Here is a 24,304-nt window from a genome sequence, read left to right as displayed (position 1 = left end):
CACACGCGATCGCGTGCCGCTAACCGTCGAAGTAGGCGCCCGGCGTCACCCCGACGGCCCGGCGGAAGGCGACGACGAACGCGCTCGGCGAGGAGTAGCCGATCCGGCGGGAGACCGCGCTCAGCGGCATGCCTCCGGCCAGCAGCGGCAGCGACGCGCGCAACCGGGCCTGCACCCGCCACGCGCCGAACGTCGTCCGGCATTCGGCGAGGAACAGCCGTGCCAGCGTGCGTTCGCTCGCGCCCGCGTCGTGCGCGAAGTCCGCGAGCGACCGCCGGTCCGCCGGATCGGCGATCACCGCCCGCGCGACGGTCAGCGCGCGCTCGTCCGACGGCATCGGCACGTTGATCGGCACCACGTCGACCGGTTCGAGCAGGTCGAAGGCGACGGCTTCGGCCCGGCGGCGCGCGTCGTCGGTGAGGTCGGCCGCGCCGAGGTGCTCCAGCAGTTCCCGCAGCAGCGGCCGGACGGCGACGAGGGTCGGCGCGGGCCAGCGCACCGGGCACCGATCCCGCGCGGCGTAGATCCCCCGCAGCACGGTCTGCGCGGTGGCACCGGTCCGGTGGACGACCCCGGCCGGGATCCACAGCGCACGCGTCGGCGGCAGCACCCAGTGCCGCTCGCCGACGTTCACGCTGAGGATCCCGCGTGCCGCCCAGGCGAGCTGGTGACCGTCGTGCTCGTGCCACGGGAGCCAGCTGCCGGCGGGCAGGTCCATCTCGCCGAGCGTCATCGCCGTCGACATCGGCGGAAGGCGTCCGATATTCGACATCACTTGGCAGCCTATCGCCTGCCGGTCACCGTTAGCGTCGGATTCATGCCGATGAACCTGGTGCACCGCAAACTGTGCAGTTCCGCGCTGTGGGCGAAGGCCGTGGCCGCCGAGATGCCGGGCAACGTCGCGGGCTTCGACCTGGGCGAGTCCGTGCTGGAGATCGGGCCGGGCTTCGGCGCCACCACCCGGGCGCTCGTGGGGCTGGTCCCCGGGCTCACCGCCATCGAGATCGACGAGGCGTCGGCGGAACTCCTCAAGCGGGAGTTCGACGGCCGCGTGCGGATCGTCCAGGGCGACGGCGCGGCGATGCCCTTCGAGGACGGCGAGTTCTCGTCGGTCGTCTGCTTCACGATGCTGCACCACGTGCCGACGACGGCGCTGCAGGACGCGATCTTCGCCGAGGCGTTCCGTGTGCTCCGTCCCGGCGGGATCCTGCGCGCGATGGACAGCCTGGAGAGCTTCCCGTTCCGGCTCCTCCACCTCGGCGACACGATGAACGCGCTCGACCCGGTTTCGGTCTGGCCCCGGCTCACCGGCGCCGGGTTCACCGACATCAAGGTCGGCCACGTTCCCAAGCGCAGCATCGAGTTCTCCGCCCGGAAGCCCGCCTGACGCATTTCGTCCTCTGAATGCGGTAGTTGCACGCGCAAGGACCGCATTCAGAGGACGAAACGCGGGGTCAGCCGCGCGCGAGAACCAACGGCACGAGTTGTTCGGCCGGGGTCAGCGAGCCGTGCTGACCGACGAGGGAGGACTCGACGGCCTCGGCCAGTTCCCGCACGAGCCCGAAGCGCCCCTTCGCCGCCACGACGACGTCGCCGATCCGCGGCCGGACCCGGTCGGCGACCGGTCCGAACCAGCCCGCGTCGACGGCCTCGTCGCGCGAGAGGATCCACGCCCGGTCACCGATCACCTCGCGCCAGGCCGCCAGGACGTCGGCCTCCGCGCCCGGTTCGCTGTAGACGTGCCGGGCCCGGACCTCGCCCCCGATGGCCCGGACGCCGCCGAGCAACGCGGGGGTCTCGTCGATGTCGAGCGCGCCTTCGACGGTCACCATGCCGTGGTCGGCGACGACCGCGAGGAGCGCGCCGGCGGGCAGGCCGTCCACGATGGACTCGACCAGCCTGTCGACGTGGCGCAACTGCATCCGCCACGGCGACGAACCCGGCCCGTAGATGTGCCCGAGCATGTCGAGTTCGCTGTGGTAGCCCCAGCAGAACGCCGGCCGCGCCGCGAGGCAGTGCAGGATGCAGGCGGCCAGGTCGCCCAGCGCGTGCACGCCCACATAGCGGCCGCCGGACTGCGTCGCGCGGGTCAGCGCGGTGTCGGCGAACTTCGCCGAAGAGACCACGCTGGTCGTGATCCCCGCGGCCGCCGCGCGCTCGAACGTCGTCGGCAGCGGCTGCACCTCGCGTGGCGGAAGCGCGCCGCGGAGATCGCCGCCGTCAACGTGACTGCGCCAGCGCAACGCGTTCAGGACGCCGGCGCCCGGCACCTCGAAGCTGTAGCCGACCAGGCCGTGCTCCCCCGAGGCCAGCCCTGTGCCGATCGCGCCGAGACCGGCGGCCGTCGTCGCCGGGAAACCGACCCGCAGCGGCGACTTCGCCAGTTGAGTGAGCACGGGCGCGTCGGCGGCGTGCTCGGCCAGCAGTTCCCAGCCGAGACCGTCGATGAGCAGGACGCAGGCGCTGGACGCCTCGGACAGGCTCAGCGTGTTGGCGAACTCCGCGGCGCCGAGGGCGGAAAGCACGGACGGGACGACTTGGCCGAGGTGCGGCACATGCGCCGCGACAGGCAGTTCCACCCGGCCAGCTTGCCATCCCCCGGCGGGTGAGGAGATGAAATAATGCCGGGCATGCCGACTTACGCCTACCGCTGCCGCGAATGCGCCGGAACCTTCGAACTGCTGCGGCCGATGAGCGAGTCCGGTGCGCCCGCGCCGTGCCCGGAGGGCCACCAGGACACCGTCAAGCTGCTGACGACCGTCGCGCTGACCGGGTCGGCGGCCGGCCCGGCCCCCGTCCCCGCGGGTGGCGGGGGCGGCTGCTGCGGCGGCGGCTGCTGCAGCTGATCACTCGACTGAGTGACCTAACGTGTGATAGCCCATTTGGCGGGTACCCCTTTCCCACCGGTCTGGAAGCTCCAGCGGTGGGAAGGGAGAACGTCCAGTGGCCACATCAGCACTGGCGGCCGTCGATTTCGGTCAAGGCGTGTCCAGCGCCTGGAGTTCGGTCGCCACCTTCGTCCCGAAACTGCTCGCGTTCCTGGTCATCCTGTTCATCGGCTGGCTGATCGCCAAGGCGATCTCCAAGGCCGTGAGCATGGTCCTCGAAAAGGTCGGATTCAACCGCCTCCTCGAACGCGGGGGCTTCAAGCAGATGCTCGCGCGGAGTCAGTTCGACGCGTCGAGCATCATCAGCAAGATCGTCTACTACGCGATCCTGCTGATCGCCTTGCAGTTCGCGTTCGGCGTGTTCGGCCCGAACCCGGTGAGCTCGCTGCTCAACGAGATCGTCGCCTGGCTGCCGCGCGCCATCGTCGCGATCGTCATCGTGGTGATCGCCGGCGCCGTCGCCAAGGCGGTCAAGGACCTGGTGGGCAACGCCCTCGGCGGCGTCTCCTACGGCAAGGTGCTCGCCACCATCGCCTCGGTGTTCATCTGGGGCCTCGGCGCGATCGCCGCGCTGAACCAGATCGGGGTGGCCACCGCGGTCACGCTGCCGGTGCTGATCACCGTGCTCGCCACGGTCGGCGGGATCGCCGTCGTCGGTGTCGGCGGCGGCCTGATCAAGCCGATGCAGCAGCGCTGGGAGACCTGGCTCGGCCGGGCCGAGGCGGAGATCCCCGCCGCGAAGGCGCAGGCCGAGGCCTATCAGCGCGGTCGCGAGGACGCGGGCCGCTCGGGTGACGTGCCGACCGAGCGGACGGCCGCCCAGCCGGTTTCCGCCGGGCACCACGCGGCCGACCCGAACGCGATGACGCAGCACCAGCAGTTCCCGCCGAACCAGGGTCAGGTGCCGCAGCACCAGGATCCCGGCCAGCGGCCCCCCGGTGGGTCAATGCCCCCTCCGCCGGAGTACCGCTGACCTTCCACGGGAGCGGGTGGGGCGTCCGGCCGCCCTACCCGTTCCCGGTCGGCCCGGTCCGCTGGTCGTCCATCGTGGCGGCCAGCGAACACACGCCGACCAGGCGCGCGGTCAGCCAGTCGCTGGTGTTCCAGGCGGCCAGGTCGGCCGGAGCGCGGAACGTCCATCCCTTGGTCTTCGCCTCGTCGAGCAGCCCGCGCGTGTAGCCGGCGAGCAGGACGACCCCGGCGACCGCCGCCGAACCTTCGACCCCGGCCGCGAGGATGTCCCGCACCGCCGCCGAGTGCTGATCGAAGACGGCCGAAAGCCCGGGAAGGGCAGCCGCGGCGGCCAGCCCGGCCACACCGATCTGCTGGTGCAGCCGGGAAAGCGTGCTACGAGCCGAAGATTCCACCCAGGACGAGACCAGATCTTTCACCCGACCAGGTTAGCCAGGCCGGACGATTTGTCGACATCCCGGTGATCACGATCGCAGTGATTCAGCACGCTTTGAGTGCCTGGTCCAGGTCGTGCCAGAGATCCTCGACGTCCTCCAGCCCCACCGACATGCGGATGAGCCGGTCGGTGACGCCCGCGCCGTGCCGGTCGTCCTCGGCGACGATCCGGTGACTGATCGACGCGGGATGCTGGATGAGCGAGTCCACGCTGCCGAGACTGACGGCCGGGGTGATCAACCGGACCGCGCCGATGAGCGCGTGCGGATCGCCGTCGACCTCGAACGCGATCAGCGGGCCGCCGATGCCCGGGTAGTGCACGGCGCTCACGTTCGCGTGCCCGCGCAGCCGCTCGACGAGTTCGGCGGCCGTCGCGGACGCGGCGTTGACCCGCAGCGGCAAGGTCGAAAGGCCGCGAAGCAGCATGTACCCGGCCAGCGGGTGCAGCACGCCGCCGGTGGCGAAGCGGATCTGCCGCAGCATCCCGGCGTCTTCGGCGCTACACGCGACCACGCCGCCCATGACGTCGCCGTGGCCGCCGAGGAACTTGGTCGCGCTGTGCAGGACGAAGCGGGCGCCGTGGCGTCCGGGCCGCTGGAGCACCGGAGTCGCGAAGGTGTTGTCGACCAGCACCGGGACCTCGCCCGCGGCGCGCACGATCTCGGCGACGTCGACCTCGCGCAAAGTCGGGTTCGCCGGCGTTTCGAGCAGCACGAGCCCGGTGTCGGGACGCAGCGCGGAGGCGACGTCTTCCGGATCGGCCCAGGTCACCTCGGTGCCGAGGAGGCCGGACGTGAGCATGTGGTCGGTGCAGCCGTAGACCGGCCGGACGGCGACGACGTGCCGTTTGCCCTGCGCGACGACGGCGAGCAGCGACGCTGACACCGCGGCCATGCCGGTGGCGAACGCGACGGCGTCCTCGAACCCTTCGAGCTCCGCCAGCGCCTTCTCGAACCGCTCGACGGTCGGGTTGCTCAGCCGCCCGTAGACCGGGAGCCCGGACAGCGAGCCCGTGGCGGCGAACTCGTCGATGCGGCCCGCCTCTTCGACGCTGTCCCTCGACGGGTAGGTCGTGGACAGGTCGAGCGGAGCGGCGTGGACGCCGAGGTCCGTGAGATCGTCACGGCCGGCGTGGACGGCTCGGGTGCGCAGCGTTGCGGTCATACTCCAGATGGTGCGATTTTCTCCGGATCACACGCAATATCCTCGGATATCATTCGCCAATGTCGGATTCTGTCGAACTGAGCACGGTCGACCTGCGGATTCTGCGGCTCCTCCAGAACGACGCACGGATCTCCAACAAGGACCTGGCGGCCGAGGTCGGCGTCGCGCCCTCGACCTGCCTAGACCGCGTCAACCGGCTGCGCGAACTCGGGGTGATCACCGGCCAGCGCGCCGAGGTGGACGCCGCCAAACTCGGCCGCCCGCTCGAAGCGCTCCTGTTCGTCCAGGTCCGCCCGCACCGGCGGGCGCTGGTCGACTCGTTCGTCGGGCACCTGCTGGCGCTGCCCGAGGTGCGCGCCGTCTACCACCTGACCGGCCCGGACGACTTCCTCGCGCATGTCGCCACCGCTTCGGCGACCGAGCTGCAACGGCTGGTCCTCGACGAACTGACCGCGCGCGACGAGGTCGCCAGGGTGCACACGAACCTGGTCTTCCAGCACTGGAGCGGGGGACCTTTGCTCCCGCCCGCCTGAGCCGGGTCAGTCGATGCGGACCTTGACCGGATGCGTGACGTCGGTGGGGCAGGTGAAGATGTTCAGCACATCCTGGCGGGCGAACGACCAGCCCGCGGGCTCGTCCTCGGCGACCTCGCACCCACAGCCGACCTCGTGTTCCACCGTGGACAGGGCGATCGTCTGCCGCAGTTCGGCGCCGCAGTCCCGGCAGCCGAGGTCGTCACGATCGGTGGTGTACCAGGGCGTCCAGCCGCCGATCTTCGAGTACTGGTCCAGCTCGGGCCAGCCCTCCGGGTCTTCGCTCGCGCCCTCGGGGATACCGAGGGCGGCGCGGGTCTCCGGCGGGAAGTCGCAGAGCCGGGGCAGTTCGTCGATCGAGCAAGGTTCGAAAACGCAGGGTTCCGGCAGGTAATCGGCCTTGGCGTCCTCGGGAGGAGGCGGCGGGACCGCGATGTCCCCCACCTCGCCGGAGTCGCGCCAGACCAGCCGGACCGCGGGGCCCTGATGGTAGGGGCTGTTGTGGTCCAGCGGGCAGAACAGGATCTGCAGGACGTCGGTGCCCTCCGGGAAGGGCAGCTCCGGGAAGTCGTCGCGGAAGAACTGCGCCGCGCTGACCATCGCCGGCACCGGCTCGTCGAGCGGATGCCCGCCCAGCCACGCGTCGTCGGACGCGTCCGGGTCGGGCGGCCAGGTCACCGGGCACTCCGGCCACGGCTCGTCCGACGGCCAGAGCAGCGGGCCGCCGAAGTGGCTTTCGTCGGGCCGGGGCTCGCCCGGCGCGGGGTGCAGCCGGATGGCCGTCCGGACCAGGTCGTTCAGGCCGGGGATGGGCATCCCGTCGTATGTCAACTGACGCACCCAGGGGAGCTTAGAGGTCCGGCAGCGGATCTACAGGTTTTGCCGCTTCCCGCATGATCTCCGCGTCGGCGGCGTGGATCACCGGGACGTACTCGTCGTCGATCTCGTAGTCGATGCCGTTGAACTTGAACCACGGGACCGTCGACGTGTCGACCGGCCCGATCCGCTGGTTGCGCAGGCCCGTCGAGACGACGCTCTTCGGCGTCTTCCGGCTCAGGTATCCGGTGGTCAGGATCGTGATCGTCTTGCGGGTCACCGCGAAGAACACGCCGGGATTGGTACTGCCGAAGACGTCCGCCGGGAACACGTAGTGGATCTCGTCGTCCGGATCGAGGAACTCCGCGATCCGCTTCCTGACCCCCGCGGAAACCGGCATGTCCTCCACGGTACCGACCCCGACCGACGCCCCGCCGCCGCTTTTGGCCACCCTGCAGTACGTGAAGTTACCGGGCCGAGTAGTCCTTGAAGCCCTTCCCCGTCTTCCGGCCCAGCCGCCCGGCGGTCACCAGATGCTCCAGCAGCGGCGCGGGCGCGAAGCCCTCTTCGCGGAACTCGTTGTAGAGGGTTCGCTGGATCGCCAGCGAAACGTCCAGCCCGACGACGTCGAGCAGTTCGAACGGCCCCATCGGCAGCCCGCAGCCCACCTTCATCGCGGTGTCGATGTCGTCGGCCTCCGCGTAGTGCGCTTCGAGCATCTTCACCGCGTCGTTCAGGTACGGGAACAGCAGCGCGTTGACGATGAACCCGGCCCGGTCGCCGCAGTGCACGGGATGCTTGCCCACCGCCGCGCAGACGGCGTCGACGGTCGCGATCACGTCGGGCGCGGTGGCGATGGTCGAGACGACCTCGACGAGTTTCATCACCGGCGCCGGGTTGAAGAAGTGCACGCCGACCACGTCCGAAGGCCGCGAGGTGGCGGCCGCGCATTCGATCACCGGCAGTGAGGACGTGGTCGTCGCCAGGACCGCACCCGGCTTCACGACGTCGTCGAGCGCGGCGAAGACGGCCTGCTTGACGGCCAGGTCCTCGGCCACCGCCTCGATGACGAGGTCGACGTCGGCCAGTTCGTCGAACTCCACCGCGGGCGAGATCCGGCCGAGCGCGGCGGCGGCGTCCTCTTCGGACAGTTTGCCCTTGACGACGGCCTTGTCCAGCGACTTCTTCACCCGCGCGACCGAAGCCGCGGCCTTCTCCGCGCTCCGCGCCCGCAGGATGACCTCGTAACCGCGTTTCGCGAACACCTCGACGATGCCGGTCGCCATGGTCCCGGTCCCGACGACGCCGACCTTGCGCACTCCCCGCGGCGCCGCGGTGTCCACTGTGGACTTCGTGGCCGCGTCGGTCACCGTCGGCGAATCGGGCTCGTCGTAAGCGTAGAAACCCTGGCCGGTCTTCCGGCCGAGCAGCCCGGCGGTGATCATCTGCTTCAGCAGCGGCGCCGGCGCGTGCAGCCGGTTGCGCGACTGGTGGTACATCGTGTCGAGGATCTCGTACGCGGTGTCCAGCCCGATGAGGTCGAGCAAAGCCAAGGGCCCCATGGGATATCCGCAGCCGAACCGCATCGCCGCGTCGAGGTCCTCGCGCGTGGCGTAGCGCTGTTCGTACATCCGCACGGCGTGGTTGAGATACCCGAAGAGCAGGGCGTTCGCGATGAACCCGGCGCGGTCGCCGATCACCACCGGCGTCTTGCCGAGACGTTCGGCGAACGCGACGACGTCGGTGATCACCCCGGGTTCGGTGACGACGGTGCGGACGATCTCGACCAGCTTGAGGATCGGCGCCGGGTTGAAGAAGTGCATCCCGACGACCTTGCCCGGCCGCGCGGTGTGCACGCCGATCTCGGTGATCGACAGCGAAGAGGTGTTGGACACGAAGATCGTGTCCGGTCCGGTGATCTTGTCCAGCTCGGCGAAAACGTCGGATTTCGCTTCGAGGTTCTCCGGGATCGCCTCGATCACCAGATCCACATCGGACAGCTCGCCCAGCGAGGTGGTGTAGCGGATCCGACCCAGCAGCTCGCCCCGGCCGTCGGCGTCGAGTTTGCCGCCGGACACCGCCCGTTCGGTCGAATGCTCCAGGTGACCCTGGCCCCGGCGCACGCCGTCGTCGTCGATCTCGACCGCGACGACGGACACACCGCTCCTCGCGAGCACCTCGGCGATCCCGGCGCCCATGGTGCCGAGACCGATGACTCCCACACTCGAGATTTCCCGCGCCACAACCGGCCTCCGGAGGTTACTCGCTGGTAGTTTCTCCGATCGTGCCATGCCGGGGTGTGGAAAGCAGCCGCTGTCACCCTCCGAATCGAGTAAGTGTCACTCGCGGACGAGGGCCGAAGGACGCTTTCCCCGCGTGTCATGCAGGGAAAGCGTCCTTTACACCCGTCCGGCGCTAGGAAAGGCTCACTCCCCGAAGTTCTGGTCCACGAGGTCCTTGACCTTGGTGAGCGCTTCTTCGGCCTGCGCGCCCTTGGCCCGCACCTCGATCCGGTCGCCCTGACGCGCGCCGAGCGCCATCAGCGCGAGCACGCTGTTGGCGTCCGCGGTCTCCTCGCCGAGCCGCACGGTGACCTCCGCGTCCAGCCCGGCGATACTCCGGACCAGGACGGCGGCGGGCCGCGCGTGCAGTCCGACGTCGTTGCGCAGCGTGAGTTCGACACTGCTCTCGCCGTCGTGCACGCCGTCGTCGACCGTCAGGTCCGGCGGGGCGCCCGCCGACGCGGCGGCTTCGGAGACGGCCTGGCGATCCGCTCCGCCCTGCGCCGCGACGGCGGCGGCGATCGCGCCCTCGACGAGCGGCGCGTCCACGACGAGGGCGGCCGACGGGTCGGCGAGCGATTCGACGGCCAGTTCCGCGGTCATCTGCGCGCTGCCGAGGTCGTACAGCAGGACGACGCCGGCCCCCGAATCGGCACGCTGCGTCGCGGCGACGACCTCGTCGTAATCCGTTCCGATCCCGCCCTCGGCGAGGCCGCCCGCCGCCACGATGGTGACGTCCGGGGCCATCTGCGCGGCGAGTTCCGCGAGTCCTTCGGCGAGTTTGGAGCTGTGGGAGACGAGCACGATTCCGACGCTCACCGGGCCGCCTCCGCGAACGCGCGCAGCAGCAGTGCCGTCGAGCGGGCACCGGGATCCATATGCCCCTTCGCGCGCTCTCCGAGGTACGACGCCCGCCCCTTGCGCGGCACGAGATCCACAGTGGACTCGGCCCCCTTGTCGGCGGCGTCCGCGGCCGCGGTCAGGATCGCCGCGACGTCCTCACCGGAAGCGGCCTCGGCAGCGGAGACGGCGGGGATGAGCGCGTCGACCATGGTCGCGTCTCCCCCGACGGCCTTGCCCCGCGCCTGCACTCCTTCGAGCGCGGCACGCAGGGCCTCGACCAGCAGCGCACCGTCCACTTCGGCCGCGTCGCCCAGTTTGACCGACGCCCGCAGGAAAGCCGTCCCGTACAACGGGCCCGCCGCGCCGCCGACCTTCGAGATCAACGTCGTGGCGGCGAGTTTCGCGACCGCGGCCGGGGTTTCGGGGGTCGCGGTGTCCAAAGCGGACACGATGGCGGTGAACCCGCGGTCCAGGTTCTCGCCGTGGTCGGCGTCGCCGATCGCGCGGTCGAGGTCGACCAGTTCGGCGCGATGCTCGGCGATCACCGCGGCCGCCGCCCGCAAGGCGGCGGCGAGCGTGTCGGCGGTGCAGGCCATCAGACTCCCCACCTCAGGGCCGGGGTGTTCACCGGCGCGTCCCACAACTCGGTCAGCTCGTCGTCCAGTCTCAGCAACGTCAGGCTCATCCCCTGCATCTCCAGGCTGGTGATGTACGGCCCCACCAGGCGGCGTTCGACCACGATCCCACGCTCGGCCAGCAGCCGCTCGGCGATCCCGTGGGCGAGGTACAGCTCGACCAGCGGGGTGCCACCCATCGAGTTCGTGAACAGCAGGACCTTGTCGCCTTCACCGAACGGGAGGTCCGTGACGATCGCCTCGACCATGCGGGCGACGAGTTCGTCGGCCGTCACCACGGCCGTCCGTTCGATGCCGGGTTCACCGTGGATGCCGATGCCGAACTCGATCTCGTCGTCGGCGAGGTCGAAACTCGGCTCGCCCGCGTGCGGCACGGTCGGCGCGGTGAGCGCGACGCCGATCGAGCGGACCTGGCCGATCACCTTGCGCGCCAAGGCCTCCACCGCGTCGAGCGCGTCGCCTCGTTCGGCCGCGGCACCGGTGATCTTCTCCAGCAGCACCGTGCCGCCGACACCGCGACGGCCGGCGGTGTAGGTGGAGTCCTTGACCGCGACGTCGTCGTCGATGACCACGCTGCGGACGTCGAGCCCCTCGGCGGCGGCGAGTTCCCCGGCGGTCTCGAAGTTGAGCACGTCACCGGTGTAGTTCTTGACGATCAGCAGCGCGCCCGCGTCCCCGGTGGTGGCCTTGACGGCGGCTTCGACGGCGTCCGGCGTCGGCGAGGTGAACACCGCGCCCGGGACGGCCGCCGCCAGCATGCCCTGCCCGACGAAGCCGCCGTGCAGCGGTTCGTGCCCGGAGCCGCCGCCGGAGATCACCGCGACCTTGCCTGCCACGGGCGCGTCCACGCGCACCACGATCGCCGGGTCGTCCTCCACGCGCAGGACGTCCGCGTGCGCCGCGGCGAGTCCGCGCAAGGATTCCGCGACCACCGTTTTCGGGTCGTTGATGATCTTCTTCAAGGTGGCCTCCGGCCGTCGGCGGGTGGGGTGTCCCCTTCCTACCTCTCCCGGCCGGATGCCGCCAGCGTCAGCCCTTCGGCAGCTTGGAGATCACCGATTCGGCGATTTTGGCGGCCTTGCCGCAGGACGCCGCTTCGTCCTTCTTCTCGTCGTAGTTCTTGTAGATCACGCTGACGATCTCGACCCCGTCGTCGGTCCACGGCCTGTGCTGCCACTCGATCTTGCACTCGGCGTCGCTGGTGGTGCCGATCTTCTGGTACGCGGGCGTGCCGTCGAGGTCGATCTTCTTGGTCCCGTCGCGTTCCTCCGGCGGCAGGCCGTGGCGGAAGCCGATGGAGATCCTCGGGTTGGAGCCCGGGGTCCAGTCGCAGGAGTGGAAGCTGCTCGGCGAGGTCGCGCCGTGCGGTACGACCTCGGCGAGGACGGCGGGGTCCGCGACGGCGCACGGGTCGACGGTGGTCAGCGAGCCCGCCCCGGCGGGGAACTTCGCCGGCGACGCGTGCAGGCTCTTCACGGCTTTGGCCGCCACCGCCCGCCCTGTCGCGCAGGGGTCACCACCGTCGTAGGTGACCAGGAAACTGATCCCCCGCTCGGGTTTGCGCAGCGTCATGATGCCGATGTCGCAGCTGTTGCCGTCCTTGTTCTTCCGCTCGATCTGCGGCAGTCCCTCGACCGCCGAAACGACCGCGTTGCTGGCCGAGGAGAAGGTCGACGAGCCGATGTCGATACTGACCGTGAGCTTCTTGCCACCGGCGTCGGTGGCCTTCCCGGTGCAGTTGCCGAAGGAGGTGAGCGACGGCCGCGGGTCCTCCGGGGTGCCGAGGCCGCTGAGCGCCTCCTTGCCCACCAGCGGGCACGGGTCGATCGTGCGCATCACCGCGGGGGTGACCGCCGGGTCGTTGATGTCCCCGCTCGGCACCTCACCGCCGGAACCGGCTTCGGCGGCGACGGTGGTGCGGGCGAAGTTGGACTTGCCGAGGTTCTGACCGCAGGCCGACACCGCGCCGAGCGCGGCGACCAGGGCCAGCGCGGACGCGATCCGGCGACGTCGAGCGTTGAGCAGCACGAAGTGCACGGTAGCCGGACCGCCCCGGCGCTGTCCGGACAACCCGGCTATTCGCCCTCTCCGTCCTCGGTGGACGGCGGCACGACGATCGGCCGCAGCTTCGCCCACAGCATGAAGAGCGCCGCGAACACCAGCATGCCGATGCCCGCCCACAGGTTGATGTTGACGTCGGCCGCCTTGGCCAGCTCCTCCTCGGTGGTGAAGCCGATGCCCATGATCGTGAGCACCAGCCCGTAGCCGCCGATGAGCAGCGCGATGATCAGCCGGATGTCGAAGACGCCGGCCTTCTTGGGAGCTTGGGACGCAGCCATCTCCGGCCTCCTAGAAGATGATGTTGAGCGCGATGGTCAGGATCAGCACGATGCCCGCGAGCAGGCCCGGCTTGCGGTACCAGCCCGCGTCGTCGCCGGTCTCGTCGTGCTTCAGCGACTCCTTCGGGGTGAGGGAGTAGACGAGCCCGACCAGTTGCGACTCCGGCTTCGGCGTGGTGGCCAGCGAGACCCCGACGCTGACCGCGATGTCGACGACGAACGCCGTACCGGCGGCCACGAAGCTGATCCCCTGCCCGGTGAGCCCGAGCACCCCGGCCTGCGAAAGCAGCCACACGGTGATCGCGGACGCGGTACCGGCGACGAGGCCGACCCAGCCCGCCGTCGGCGTCATCCGCTTCCAGAACATGCCGAGGATGAAGGTGGCGAACAGCGGCGCGTTGAAGAAGGAGAACAGGTCCTGCAGGTAGGTCAGGATGTTCCCGGAGTTCGACGCGATGAACGCGGTACCGACGGCCAGCACGGTGCCCGCCGCGGTGACCACGCGGCCGAGGCGGAGGTAGTAGCCGTCCGACTCGTTCTTCTTCACGTACGACTGCCAGATGTCGTAGGTGAAGACGGTGTTGAACGAACTCAGGTTCGCCGCCATCCCGGCCATGAACGACGCGAGGAGACCGGCGATCGCGACACCGAGCATGCCGTTGGGCAGCAGGTCGCGCATCAGCAGCAGGATCGCGTTGTTCGCGGTGACGCCGCTGGGCGCGTCTCCGCCGTCGAGCAGGATCTGCTTGTCCTGGACGTACTCGGACACGGTGACCGCGGCGATCATGCCGGGGATGATCACGATGAACGGGATCAGCATCTTCGGGAAGGCGCCGATGATCGGCGTCCTCCGCGCGGCCGACATGCTCTTCGACGCCATCGCGCGCTGGACCTCGACGAAGTTCGTCGTCCAGTAACCGAACGAGAGCACGAAACCGAGACCGAAGACGAGGCCGAGGACGGAGAGGAAGCTGTTGCCGAAGCCGGTGAGGTTGTCACCGGGCCAGGAGGACAGCTGCGCCTCGCCGCCGGGGTCGGCGCTGAGCTTGTCGACCAGGCCCTGCCAGCCGCCGACCTTGACCAGGCCGACGATGGTCAGCGGCAGCAGCGCCGCGACGATCACGAAGAACTGCAGGACCTCGTTGTAGATCGCGGCGGACAGGCCGCCGAGCGCGGTGTAGGAGAGCACGACCACGGCCGCGACGATGATCGACACCCACAGCGGCCAGCCGAGCAGGAGGTTCACCACGCTGGCGAGCAGGAACAGGTTCGCGCCGGCGATGAGGATCTGCGCGCTCGCGAAGCTGATGCCGTTGACGAGGTGGGCTGGTTTGCCGAACCGGCGGAGCATGAACTCCGGGACGCTGCGGACCTTCGAGCCGTAGTAGAACGGCATCATCACGATGCCGAGGAACAGCATCGCCGGGATCGCGCCGATCCAAAAGTAGTGGACGGTCGGCAGGCCGTAGAGCACGCCGTTGGCCGACATCCCCATGATCTCGACAGCGCCGAGGTTCGCCGAGATGAAGGCGAGGCCGGTGACCCAGGCGGGCAACGAGCGGCCGGAGAGGAAGAAGTCGAGGCTGCTCGAGACCGACCGTCGCGCCATGTACCCGATGCCGAGCACCAGCGCGAAATAGAAGGCGAGCAGGACGTAGTCGATCGGGCTTGCGTCGAGTCGCAGGTTCGCATCGGCCAGCACGTGCAACCGACCCACCTCCATAGTGAAAATGTCCACGAGAAACGCCGGTATCGCGTCAATCGCGGACCATACTGCATGGATTCAGGAACGGCAGTGCGGGTGGGGGACGACCGCCCTCAAGTGTCTGTTTCGGGGCGATTCTTGACAATTCCTGTCCTGTCTCAGGGGCGTTTCACCTTTTCCGCGTCCGCGCCCAGCGCGACATAGACGTCGATCCACTGGCGGTCGACATCGGTGACGTCGTTGCCGTCGCAGTACGGTTTGGCCCCGTTCGCGGTGTAGTAGCGAAGCAGGGCGAGGGTCTCGTCGGTGCGCCGGATCGAGTCGTCGGTGTAGCGGGTGCCCGGCGCCCGCGGCTGATGCTTCATGCAGGTCAGTTCCGCCGCGACACCGTCGGTGGTTTCGTCGTCGAACCGGGGTCCGGTGTCAGGAGCCGTCGCCGAGCACGCCACGACGACGGCGAGAAAGAGCAGCGTGCTCAGGACGGTTCCGCGCGCTCGGCGCGGAACCCGTTCGGTGGGCAGATTACGCATGGGTCGGCAGCCTTTCCGGTCGTGTTCCCGTGGTCGCGGACTCATCCGGCACCGCCGAGGTTCGCCAGCGTGGTCCGTGCGGTCCGAGCGTCGGACAAGGAGAAGTTCGGGTTGACGCGCAAGGCTTCGGCGAGTGCCTTGACGGCTTCGCCCGGCCGTCCGAGCGCGGCGAGGATCATGCCGCGGTGGTAGGCGAACGACGCGCTGCGCCAGCCGGTGCTCGCCGCGCGGTCGGCGAAGGTCAGGGCTTCGGCGTTCCGGCCGTTGAGGTGCAATGCCCAGGCCATGGCGTCCGCGACGAACACGGGCTGTCTGCGGTCCCACTCCGCCTGCGCGAACCGGAGCGCTTGCGCGGCGTCGCCGCGGTCGGCGGCGACCAGTGACGCTTCGAGGTCGACGTTCGCCCCGGATTCGACTTCGAGGCGCCGCTGCTCCTCGAAGAGCTCGTACTGACGCGCGGCGGATTCCGGCGCCCCCGACGACGACAGCAACAGGGCGTACTCCCGCAGGTTTCCCACGTTCGGCTGACGGGCCACGAGATCCTGGTAGCCGGCGAGCGCTTTGGCGGTCTGTCCGCGGGCCGCCGCGACCTTGGCTTTTCCTTGCTGTAGCGAGGTTTCCAATGGCACCGCGCGCTGGCCCGCCTCGAAGTGCGACTGCGCGGTGTCGAGGTCCCCGTTGTCGAAGGCGAGTTCGCCGAGGAGGTTGCGGCAGAACGCGACGTCACCGGGATCGACGGCGTCGGCCAGCGCGCGATCGAGCGCGTGCCGGGCGTCGTCGACGCGGCCGTGTATTTCGAACTCGTAGGCGGCGCGGGTGAACGAGGAGACGCCCGGCTTGAGGTCGAGCATCCGCTGCAACGCGGCGGTGGCCGCGGCGGTGTCCCCGAGCTGCGTGTAGGCGTCGTTGAGCACGCCGTGGATCTCGGCGTTGTCCGGAAGCGCGGCCCTGGCCTTCTCACCCCAGTCGCGAGCGCCGACGAAATCGTGCCGCGCGTTGGCGAGCGCGCCCATGCCGCCCAACGCGATCCCGTTGCCGTCGGGCTGCTGTGCCAAGGACTTCCGCAACGCCTCTTCGGCTTTGGGGAAGTAGGCCGGGTCGGCTTTGGCCCGCGCCACCTCGACATAGGCGGCGCCGAGTTCGGCCCAGGTCTGGGGGTCCTGCTGATGCTTCGCGAGCTTGGCTTCCGCTGTCCGGATCGCCCGGTCGAGGGTGCTCACACCACCCTGCGGTCCTCCGACGAGGACCGGGTCCGGTGAATCGGGCGGGAGGAACGCGGCGACACCGACGGTGAGCAGACTCGCGCCGAGAACGCCCAGGAGCGCGGCCCGGCGAGAGCGCTTCCCGAAGCGGGGGCGCTGGGTACCTGTGGTGCTTTCGGGGACGTCGTGGGACATCGGGTCCGCCTTCTGGAAGAGGAGAGGGGTGGCCGCCGCCGTTTCGACGGCGGCCACCAGGGGGAGGGAAATCAGCGGACGGAGGAGTTGACCGCCTTGTTGTTCGGCAGGGCGAGGTACGGGAAGACGGTGCCGAACTGGACGTCGTTGCGGTCCACCCGGTCGACGGCGGCGAGCGCCTTGACGATGCCGCTGACCGCCGCGCCTTCCAGCGCCTGGATGCTGATGTCGAGCACGTCGTCGGCCAGCCTCCGGCCGTTCGGGAACCCTTGGAGGTCGCCGCCGAGGACGCCGAGCCGGTTGGGTTGCGCGGTGACGGGGGTCGACGTGTTCAGCCGCAGCTGCTCCGACGGCGCGAACCGTGCCGGGTTGACGTCGGCGTTGTCGAGCTGCGAGTTGAGATCCAGGTTGATCTGGTCACCGGATTTCGTGGTGATCCCGGTCAGGAAGATCTCCGTCAGATCGTTGCGGGGTTTGGCAGGCGCGGGCACGCCGTAGATCCGCTGGACGAGATCCGGCACCTCCGGATTGGTCACCTTGTTCACCAGCGCGGGCACCGTCCGGTCCTGCTCCGGCAGGAGCGCGTTGAACCGGTCCTTGAGCCCGGCGGGCACGACGACCTCGTTCACCAGCGGGTTGCCCAGGCGCGAAACCTGGACGTCGGCGCCGAGCGCTCGCTCCGCACTGGGGGTGCGCAGCGTGATCGACTTGCGTTCGGTGTCGCTCCAGACCCCGATCACCGGGTTCCGGGCCGGGTTGCCGGCGAGCGTCAGCGCGCTCTTGGGCAGCTGCAACGCCACGGTGTTCACGTTGTAGCCGGCCAGCGTGTCCTGCCCGACCTCGGACAGGTTCTTGCCGTAGAGCAGGTCGAAGATCCGCAGGTCCAGGAAGAACGGGTCGTCGGCCTGCCCGGCGAAGGTCTGCCCGCCGCCGGGGACCGCGGTGATCGCCTGGTTCCGGAGCGCGCCGTAGTTCGGCATCGACGCCGGGCCGACGTTCGACGGCGCGACCCTCCCATTGGTGACCAGGTTCGTGGTCCGCCCGCCGCGCCAGTCGATCACCGAGAGCGTGTAGAACTGGCGGTACAGCAGGTCCTCGTCGTCCAGCGAGGTGACCGGGTCGTCGTTGTACTGGTAGGTGTTGTTCCCCCGCCGGTCTTCGGTGCGGAAGGTCCAGCGGTAGGTCAGGTCCGCTTTCGCGTCGCCGTCGTTGTCGATGTTGATGTCGTGGTTGGCGTCCGTGGCCCACGGGTAGAAGTTCGGTCCCCCATTGGGTTCCTCGAACGGGTACCAGTTCGCGATCAGTGTCACGGTGTCCGGCTTGTCAGGGCTGACGAACGCGTACACGTCGGTGTTGTCCACGGCCGGGTCGCCCGAGATCAGCGGGGCTTCCCGGTGACTGGAGGCGAGCGCCGGGCCGGCGTACAGCCCGGCGACCGCGCTCGCGAGCACCGTCGCCCCGACCGCGATGACCGAGACAGCCGCTCTCCGCCGGGACCCTAGCCGACGGCGAGCGAGATGGGATGCAGCCATTTCCATTCCCTTTCTGAAAACGCGTGGCGGGCAGGCTGTTCCGGAACCGAGTCCGGAGCCGGGGCCCTCCACCGAAAGCCGATGGTGCACGCCGTCGTCAGTGGGGATGTTGTGGAAGTGTTGTGGGCACGGGAAAGGGTACGAAAAAGGGCCGCTCCCGGCGTTTCCGCCGAGAACGGCCCTCTTCCGCGACCGGTGGGGGTTTACCGGTCCGTGGGCAGGCCTACTTCGCCGTCCTCCTTGATCAACCGGGCGAGGACGTCGTCCGGCAGGAACGTGCGATGCGGGTAGCCCGGGCCCCAGGAGTTGAGGAACGGCACGGCGCCGAGTTCGTCGGCGCGCGGGTTGCCGAGGACCTCGTGCACCTCGTCGACCGTCTTCGCCCAGCGATAGGCCTGGATGCCGTTCTTCACGTCGGGCGTGTAGGCGGCCCGTTTGACGTGGTCGTCGTCGGCGTAGGTCTCCGACCACGGGACGTGCCCCAGCTCCAGCAGCACCTCGGCCGCCGCGCGGACGGACGTGCCGTTGTTGTCACCGGGATTGGTCTCGTCCCATTCGTCGCGCAGCTTCGACTGGTCCCACAGCCATCGCGCGGCGTAGAGATCGCCGTTGAACAACGTCATGCAGCGCGACCAGCCGAAGCCGACGCAAGCGCCCTCGCTGCCCTGGTCGTAGAAGGCGTATTGCTTGTCTCCGTCGGTCGATTCACCGGGTTCGAGGCAGACGCAGTGGCCGCCGCGGATCCGGGTGAGCGTTTTCGCGCCGCCCTTCGCGACGAAGAACTCGCCGGACTTCTCGTCCTTCTCCGGTACGTCGAATTCCTTGTACCAGTTGACACCGATGACCACCGGCGACCGGGTCGGCCGGTCCTGGGTGGCCAGCGCGGTCAGCGGATAGCGCTCGACGTGGCGCCAGTCGTCCGGGACGAACCGGCCGAGGCGGCCGTCCGCGGGGTCACTGCCGATCGGGCGATAACGCATGGGATCCTCCTATCCCTCGTCCCACCGGAATACCGCCGGCGAGTTCACTGCGGCACAATCTTTTCCAGGAACCGCCGTGCGGCCTCCCGCCCGTTTTCGAAGAGGCGCTTCTTCTCCTCTTCGCCGAGCCCGAAGTCGACGGCGGAAACCCCGGTCGTGTCGACGTACACCGTCCGCCGGTTCACACCCTCCTCGTGCAACCGGTAACGATTCCAGTCCGAAAGCAGGGTTTCGAGCGAACCGATGGCGATCCGCAACGCGCTCTTCACCGGTTTGTCCCTGCCGCCGGCCGGTTCGCCGGAAAGCTTCACCCCCCAGGTCGGCCAGCGCGGCTCCTTCTTGTCGGTCCGGTCGAAGACGGTGATGGGGAAGTTCGACAGCAGTCCGCCGTCGACCCAGGTGACCGTGCCCTCGGGGCGGACGTCGAACTGCACCGGCCGGAAATAGAACGGGATGGACATCGACGCGCGGACCGCGTCGACGATCTTCTCTTCCCCGGGATCGCGTCCGTACTGGGAATAATCCCAAGGAAGCCGGACCAGGACGCGGCGGGTCAGGTCGCTGACGTGGACGACGAGGGAATACCGTTGGTATGGAGCCAAAGTACTTTCGGGATCGTCGATGGCGAGATCGGCGAAAGTGTGCACGCCGACCTCGTCCAGCAACGGCGTGAGCCATTCGGCGAGATAGTCGCCGGTGTGCATTCCGTCGTGCAGGAGCAGGTCGACGCCATCGCCGACCGGCCCGGTGATCCGGTCGAACAGGGACCGATCCTGGAACCGGCGGCAGTCCATGTCGTTCATCACCGCTTCCAGGCCGCCGAGATCCTTCCCGGCTTTCTGATAAGCGGCGACCAGCGTCGCGACGATCGCGCCCGCGCTCGTCCCGGCGATCCGCGGGAACGAATAACCGGCGTCGTGCAACTCCAGCACGGCTCCCAGCAACCCGATACCTTTGACGCCGCCGCCTTCCAGCACCAGATCCACGCGCTTCGAAGAATCAGCCATGGCACATCACCCCTGGACCCGCGACCGCCGTATGTCGGCGATACCCCTCGCGGAAATCGAGTGTGACACAGCGCGAGACCGGCCAATCCGGCGTTCACCCGAATGGCCCGGAAACAGCTGGTTCTTTTGCGGGAAGAGTCGAGTTCGTTAATTTCCCGCCGCCCTTTGGGGCATTCTGTGGTGCGAGAAAGAATGCAGATACAAAACCGAGGACTCGATTGGATATCGGCTGTTCACCGGAGAAGGGCCGTCGCGAATCGGCACCCACGCCGCTTCTCTCGAGGACGCGGAGAGCCGCGGTACGTCTAGGGCGACGAGGCTTGAGGTGCCGCGAAAGCCACTTTCGGGACGTCAGATGTCTCGAAAGTGGCTTTCGCGACGCCCGGAGCGGCGGCGGGGTGGTCCGGCGCGGATCCGCGGCGGTGTGTTGTGAAAGCCACTCTCGCAACGTCCAAGGTTGTGAAAGTGGCTTTCACAACCTCCCGAAGGAGCGGGTCCGAACCAGGCGTCGACTGGAGACCCAGTGCGACCACCGCATCCAGAGGACTACTCGCGACAAGATCCGCTCAGAACAGGCGGAACTCGTCCGACTCGATGCCGCGCAGCGCGTCGTAATCCAGCGTGAGGCACCGGATGCCCCGGTCCTCGGCCAGCACCCGCGCCTGCGGCTTGATGATCTGCGCCGCGAACACGCCCTGCACCGGCGCCAGCAGCGGGTCGCGGTTGAGCAGTTCGAGGTACCGCGTCAGCTGCTCGACACCGTCGATCTCGCCGCGCCGCTTGATCTCGACGGCGACGCTGGCGCCGTCGGCGTCGCGGGCCATGATGTCGACCGGTCCGATCGCGGTCGGGAACTCCCGCCGCACCAGGGTGTAGCCGTCACCGAGGGTCTTGATGTGCTCGGCGAGCAGTTCCTGCAGGTGCGCCTCGACGCCGTCCTTCTGCAGTCCCGGTTCCGCGCCGAGTTCCTGGGCGTGGTCGTGGAAGATCTCGTCGATCGTGATGACGAGCTTCTCCCCCTGTTTGTTCTCGACGATCCACAGTTTGCCGTCCTCGATCAGCCAGCACGGCGGGCTCATCCAGTTCAGCGGCTTGTAGGCGCGGTCGTCCGAGTGCACGGACACCGAGCCGTCGGCCTTCACGAGCAACAGCCGGGTGGCCATCGGCAGATGGGCGGTCAGACGGCCGGCGTAGTCGACCTGGCAGCGAGCGATCACTAGGCGCACCACGCGAGGGTAGGACAAGCATGGCGATACTGTGCGCATGGACCCCGTTCAGCGTGTCAGCTCCCGTGAGGTGTACCGGAACAACTGGATGACCGTGCGCGAGGACGTCGTCCGGCGGCTCGATGGCTCCGAAGGGATCTACGCGGTCGTCGACAAACCCACGTGCGCCATCGTCATCCCGTTCGACGGCGCCCGGTTTCACCTGGTCGAGCAGTTCCGCTACCCGCTCGGGCTGCGGCGCTGGGAATTCCCCATGGGCACCGCGCCCGATCTCGCCGACCTCCCGGCGCCCGAACTCGCCGCCCGCGAACTGCGCGAAGAGACCGGGCTGATCGCGGGCACGATGACCGACCTCGGCGTGACCGACGTCGCCGCCGGCCTGTCGAGCCAGCGCGGGCGCGTGTTCCTGGCCACCGACCTCACGCCGGGTGACGCCCAGCGCGAGGTCGAGGAGCAGGACATGCGGACGGCGTGGATCGGGCGCGACGAATTCGAGAAGATGATCGCCTCGGGTGACATCACCGACGCGCAGACGCTGGCCGCCTACACGCTGCTGCTCATGCGGGAACGCCGCTGACCCGCCACCCGCGCGCGCAATGAAGGACGCTTTCATTGCAAAATTTGCTATGAAAGGCCCCTTCATTGCGCGCGCCAAGGGGTCAGTCGGGCCAAACAGGAGAGCGTTTCTCCAGGAAAGCGGCCATCCCCTCACGGGCCCCGGGCAGCTGCGACGCCGAAGCCATCACCTCCAGCGCCAGCGCGTAGGCGTCGGCTTCGGGCCGGTCCAACTGCGCGTAGAGGGTCTGCTTCCCCATCGCCTTGCTCGCCCGGCTCCCCCGGGTCGCGCGCCCCAGCAGCGACGCGACGGCCTCGTCCAGCGAATCGTCCGGGACCACGCGGTTCACCAGGCCCCAGTCCAGCGCGGTCGCGGCGTCGACGACGTCGCCGGTGAGCGCCAGTTCCATCAGCCGTTTCCGCCCGATCGAGCGGGCCACCGGCACCGCGGGGGTGTGGCAGAACCAGCCGCCCTTGCCACCGGGCAAGGCGAATCCGGCGGACTCCGCGGCGACGGCGAGATCGCACGAGGCCACCAGCTGGCAGCCCGCCGCGGTCGCGAGCCCGTGCACCCGCGCGACGACGACCTGCGGCACCGACTGCATGGTGCCCATCAGGTCCGTGCACAGCCGCAGCAGCTCGCGGACGGCCATCAGGTCGCGCGCGGCGACGTCGCCGAAGTCGTGTCCCGCCGAGAACACCGGTCCGGCGCCCGCGAGGACGATCCCGGTGGCGTCGGTCTCCCCCGCCTCGCGGAACGCCGCGAGCAGCTCGGCGAGGTGGTCCGCCGACAGCGAGTTCCGCCGCGCGGCGCGGTTCATGGTGATGGTGACGGTGTCGCCGTCCCGCTTCACGAGGATGTGCTCGTACTCGGCCATGCTTCGACGGTAACCGACCGGAACGTCCGGCGATACGAATCGGGCCCGACGCCGACGTCCGCGCGGAGCCGTCGACGCAGGTTGGCGGCGGTGCCGAGCCCGGAGCGCTGCGCGACCCGCTCGACCGGGAGCTCGGTCGTCTCCAGCAGCCGTCGCGCGAGCCGCACCCGCTGCGCGCGCAGCCAGCGTCCGGGCGTCACCCCGGTGGCCGCCGCGAACTCGCGGTGGAAGGTCCGCTCGCTCAGCCCCGCGTGACCGACCAGGTCGTCGACGCCGATGTCGTCGGCGATCCGCTCCAGCGCCCAGTCCATTGTGGACGAAACACTCGGCCGTGACGGCTTGGGCGGCAACGGATTGTCGACATACTGCCGCTGGCCGCCCTCCCGTGCGGGCGGCATCACGAGCCGGCGGGCGAGCGCGGCCGCGACCTCGGCGCCGTGATCGCGCCGCACCAGGTGCAGGCAGAGGTCCAGTCCGCCGACCACACCGGCGGACGTCAGCACGTCACCCTCGTCGGTGAACAGGACGTCCCGCTGGACGACGGCGTCGCGAGCGGCGGTTTCGAGGTCGTCCAGCAGCCGCCAGTGCGTGGTGACGGACCGGCCGTCGAGCAGCCCGGCCGCGGCGAGGGTGAAGGCCCCGGAGCACAGCGACGCCACGGTGATCCCGGCCCGGTGCGCCTTGCGCAACGCGGCGACGGCGGCCGCGGGCACCTCGGCGTGCGGATCGACCCGGCCGGGCACGAGGACGAGATCGCAGCCGTCCAGTCCGGTCAGCCCGTGGGTCGCCTCGACCTGGCCGAACGGGTGGATGGCGACCCGGCCGCGGCCGGGAGCGCAGAGCCGGACCTCGAACGGGCCGATGCCGCTGTCGGTCCGGTCCACACCCCAGACCTCCCCGATCACGCCCAGGTCGAAGGACCGGCTGCCCGGCAGGAGGAGCACACCCACGGTTCGCATGGCAGGAAAGTACCGCATCGCGCGTCTTCTGCCACTCCCTCGCGGGTCGCCGGAAGCACGAAACTCGAACTCATGACCACAGAAACCAAGGCCCTGCTCGTGATCGACGCCCAGCGCGGCTTCGACAAGCCCGTCTGGGGCCCGCGCAACAACCCCGGCGCGGAGGCCAACATCAAGGCGCTCGCCGACGCCTGGCAAGAGCGCGGGCTGCCGATCGTGCTGGTGCACCACGACTCCGTGAAGCCCGGCTCGTCGCTGCGCCCCGGCCAGGAGGGCAACCACTTCAAGCCCGAACTCGACGGCGTGCGCGCGGATCTGGTGTTCGGCAAGAAGGTCAACTCGGCCTTCCACGGCGACGTCGATCTCGATGGCTGGCTGAAGACCCGCGGCATCACCTCGTTCGTGCTCGCCGGCATCCAGACGAACTTCTGCTGCGAGACCACCGCGCGCGTCGGCGGGAACCTCGGCTACGACGTGACCTTCGCGCTCGACGCCACGTTCACCTTCGACCTCGCCGGGCCGGACGGGAGTGTGCTCACCGCCGACGAGCTGTCGAAGGCGACCGCGACGAACCTGCACGGCGGCGGGTTCGCCACGGTCACCTCGACGAAGGAGATCTTGAAGGCCT

General features: G+C 69.3%; 27 protein-coding genes. 6 read left to right on the top strand and 21 right to left on the bottom strand.

The window, feature by feature from the left end; all coding sequences use genetic code 11:
* Window positions 1-19: 19 nt before the first annotated feature.
* On the bottom strand, window positions 20-772 hold the full coding sequence (locus CFP71_RS31625) for an AraC family transcriptional regulator (RefSeq protein ID WP_244199912.1): 753 nt from the start codon (window positions 770-772) through the stop codon (window positions 20-22).
* A gap of 51 nt (window positions 773-823) precedes the next feature.
* Here CFP71_RS31625 and CFP71_RS31620 point away from each other — a divergent pair, with 51 nt between their 5' ends.
* Window positions 824-1,387, top strand: coding sequence for a class I SAM-dependent methyltransferase (locus CFP71_RS31620; RefSeq protein WP_093937655.1), 564 nt, complete (start codon window positions 824-826; stop codon window positions 1,385-1,387).
* 67 nt (window positions 1,388-1,454) lie between these two features.
* Here CFP71_RS31620 and CFP71_RS31615 read toward each other — a convergent pair whose 3' ends face one another.
* The gene (locus CFP71_RS31615) at window positions 1,455-2,579 is read right to left on the bottom strand and encodes an alkaline phosphatase family protein (RefSeq protein WP_093937610.1); all 1,125 of its coding nucleotides are present in this window, start codon (window positions 2,577-2,579) and stop codon (window positions 1,455-1,457) included.
* A gap of 51 nt (window positions 2,580-2,630) precedes the next feature.
* Between CFP71_RS31615 and CFP71_RS31610 the strand changes: the two genes are divergently transcribed.
* Both CFP71_RS31610 and CFP71_RS31605 read left to right on the top strand, forming a co-directional pair.
* Entirely contained in the window at window positions 2,631-2,846 is a 216-nt protein-coding gene (locus CFP71_RS31610; protein ID WP_093937654.1) for an FmdB family zinc ribbon protein, read from the top strand.
* A 97-nt stretch (window positions 2,847-2,943) separates the two neighbouring features.
* Complete coding sequence (locus CFP71_RS31605) at window positions 2,944-3,861, top strand: mechanosensitive ion channel family protein (protein WP_093937609.1); 918 nt, start codon at window positions 2,944-2,946, stop codon at window positions 3,859-3,861.
* A gap of 34 nt (window positions 3,862-3,895) precedes the next feature.
* Here CFP71_RS31605 and CFP71_RS31600 read toward each other — a convergent pair whose 3' ends face one another.
* Window positions 3,896-4,279 (bottom strand): DUF6401 family natural product biosynthesis protein, encoded by a 384-nt coding sequence (locus CFP71_RS31600; RefSeq protein ID WP_093937608.1) that lies wholly within the window; start codon window positions 4,277-4,279, stop codon window positions 3,896-3,898.
* A gap of 61 nt (window positions 4,280-4,340) precedes the next feature.
* A complete protein-coding gene (locus CFP71_RS31595; protein ID WP_093937607.1) occupies window positions 4,341-5,459 on the bottom strand; it encodes a trans-sulfuration enzyme family protein in 1,119 nt (372 codons plus the stop codon).
* A 59-nt stretch (window positions 5,460-5,518) separates the two neighbouring features.
* Between CFP71_RS31595 and CFP71_RS31590 the strand changes: the two genes are divergently transcribed.
* Window positions 5,519-5,992: an Lrp/AsnC family transcriptional regulator gene (locus CFP71_RS31590; protein ID WP_005165609.1), complete on the top strand. Its 474-nt coding sequence runs from the start codon at window positions 5,519-5,521 to the stop codon at window positions 5,990-5,992.
* 6 nt (window positions 5,993-5,998) lie between these two features.
* Here CFP71_RS31590 and CFP71_RS31585 read toward each other — a convergent pair whose 3' ends face one another.
* The 15 genes from CFP71_RS31585 to nucS form a co-directional block, all read right to left on the bottom strand.
* On the bottom strand, window positions 5,999-6,832 hold the full coding sequence (locus CFP71_RS31585; RefSeq protein WP_093937606.1) for a YwqG family protein: 834 nt from the start codon (window positions 6,830-6,832) through the stop codon (window positions 5,999-6,001).
* Window positions 6,833-6,842: 10 nt separating this feature from the next.
* The gene (locus CFP71_RS31580; protein ID WP_093937653.1) at window positions 6,843-7,208 is read right to left on the bottom strand and encodes a hypothetical protein; all 366 of its coding nucleotides are present in this window, start codon (window positions 7,206-7,208) and stop codon (window positions 6,843-6,845) included.
* 67 nt (window positions 7,209-7,275) lie between these two features.
* On the bottom strand, window positions 7,276-9,051 hold the full coding sequence (locus tag CFP71_RS31575; protein WP_093937605.1) for a 3-hydroxyacyl-CoA dehydrogenase family protein: 1,776 nt from the start codon (window positions 9,049-9,051) through the stop codon (window positions 7,276-7,278).
* Between the two features lie 183 nt (window positions 9,052-9,234).
* Window positions 9,235-9,909 (bottom strand): dihydroxyacetone kinase phosphoryl donor subunit DhaM, encoded by a 675-nt coding sequence (gene dhaM, locus CFP71_RS31570; protein WP_093937604.1) that lies wholly within the window; start codon window positions 9,907-9,909, stop codon window positions 9,235-9,237.
* On the bottom strand, window positions 9,906-10,529 hold the full coding sequence (gene dhaL / locus CFP71_RS31565; protein WP_093937603.1) for a dihydroxyacetone kinase subunit DhaL: 624 nt from the start codon (window positions 10,527-10,529) through the stop codon (window positions 9,906-9,908). Before dhaL ends, dhaM begins: the two co-directional genes overlap by 4 nt.
* Complete coding sequence (dhaK, locus tag CFP71_RS31560; protein WP_093937602.1) at window positions 10,529-11,530, bottom strand: dihydroxyacetone kinase subunit DhaK; 1,002 nt, start codon at window positions 11,528-11,530, stop codon at window positions 10,529-10,531. The genes dhaL and dhaK overlap by 1 nt, the downstream gene beginning before the upstream one ends.
* 67 nt (window positions 11,531-11,597) lie before the next feature.
* Entirely contained in the window at window positions 11,598-12,596 is a 999-nt protein-coding gene (locus CFP71_RS31555; RefSeq protein ID WP_244199911.1) for a DUF3558 domain-containing protein, read from the bottom strand.
* A 47-nt stretch (window positions 12,597-12,643) separates the two neighbouring features.
* Window positions 12,644-12,907 (bottom strand): hypothetical protein, encoded by a 264-nt coding sequence (locus CFP71_RS31550; protein ID WP_093937600.1) that lies wholly within the window; start codon window positions 12,905-12,907, stop codon window positions 12,644-12,646.
* 10 nt (window positions 12,908-12,917) lie between these two features.
* Window positions 12,918-14,615 carry a sodium:solute symporter family protein gene (locus tag CFP71_RS31545; RefSeq protein WP_093937652.1) on the bottom strand — a complete coding sequence of 566 codons (1,698 nt, stop codon included), beginning with the start codon at window positions 14,613-14,615 and terminating at the stop codon, window positions 12,918-12,920.
* Between the two features lie 155 nt (window positions 14,616-14,770).
* Window positions 14,771-15,142, bottom strand: a complete 372-nt coding sequence (locus tag CFP71_RS31540) for a hypothetical protein (RefSeq protein WP_093937599.1) — start codon at window positions 15,140-15,142, stop codon at window positions 14,771-14,773.
* Window positions 15,143-15,183: 41 nt separating this feature from the next.
* A complete protein-coding gene (locus CFP71_RS31535; RefSeq protein ID WP_167406340.1) occupies window positions 15,184-16,596 on the bottom strand; it encodes a tetratricopeptide repeat protein in 1,413 nt (470 codons plus the stop codon).
* A gap of 14 nt (window positions 16,597-16,610) precedes the next feature.
* Window positions 16,611-18,071 (bottom strand): DUF4331 domain-containing protein, encoded by a 1,461-nt coding sequence (locus CFP71_RS31530; protein ID WP_093937650.1) that lies wholly within the window; start codon window positions 18,069-18,071, stop codon window positions 16,611-16,613.
* A gap of 203 nt (window positions 18,072-18,274) precedes the next feature.
* The gene (locus tag CFP71_RS31525; protein WP_093937598.1) at window positions 18,275-19,051 is read right to left on the bottom strand and encodes a hypothetical protein; all 777 of its coding nucleotides are present in this window, start codon (window positions 19,049-19,051) and stop codon (window positions 18,275-18,277) included.
* Between the two features lie 44 nt (window positions 19,052-19,095).
* Entirely contained in the window at window positions 19,096-20,058 is a 963-nt protein-coding gene (locus CFP71_RS31520; protein ID WP_093937597.1) for a patatin-like phospholipase family protein, read from the bottom strand.
* Window positions 20,059-20,624: 566 nt separating this feature from the next.
* Complete coding sequence (gene nucS, locus CFP71_RS31515) at window positions 20,625-21,284, bottom strand: endonuclease NucS (RefSeq protein WP_034308895.1); 660 nt, start codon at window positions 21,282-21,284, stop codon at window positions 20,625-20,627.
* A 37-nt stretch (window positions 21,285-21,321) separates the two neighbouring features.
* Between nucS and CFP71_RS31510 the strand changes: the two genes are divergently transcribed.
* The gene (locus CFP71_RS31510) at window positions 21,322-21,861 is read left to right on the top strand and encodes an NUDIX domain-containing protein (RefSeq protein WP_093937596.1); all 540 of its coding nucleotides are present in this window, start codon (window positions 21,322-21,324) and stop codon (window positions 21,859-21,861) included.
* Window positions 21,862-21,943: 82 nt separating this feature from the next.
* On the opposite strand, the gene CFP71_RS31505 is transcribed toward CFP71_RS31510, so the two are convergent.
* The gene (locus CFP71_RS31505; protein WP_093937595.1) at window positions 21,944-22,717 is read right to left on the bottom strand and encodes an enoyl-CoA hydratase-related protein; all 774 of its coding nucleotides are present in this window, start codon (window positions 22,715-22,717) and stop codon (window positions 21,944-21,946) included.
* Entirely contained in the window at window positions 22,690-23,676 is a 987-nt protein-coding gene (locus CFP71_RS31500; RefSeq protein ID WP_093937594.1) for a GlxA family transcriptional regulator, read from the bottom strand. The genes CFP71_RS31505 and CFP71_RS31500 overlap by 28 nt, the downstream gene beginning before the upstream one ends.
* Window positions 23,677-23,748: 72 nt before the next feature.
* Here CFP71_RS31500 and CFP71_RS31495 point away from each other — a divergent pair.
* Window positions 23,749-24,304 (top strand): cysteine hydrolase family protein (locus tag CFP71_RS31495; protein ID WP_143267219.1); only part of this gene is annotated, 556 nt, incomplete at its 3' end.

The sequence above is a fragment of the Amycolatopsis thailandensis genome (genome assembly GCF_002234405.1).
In the GTDB taxonomy this organism is placed as follows: Bacteria; Actinomycetota; Actinomycetes; order Mycobacteriales; family Pseudonocardiaceae; genus Amycolatopsis; species Amycolatopsis thailandensis.
This window is presented reverse-complemented; position numbering and strand designations above follow the sequence as displayed.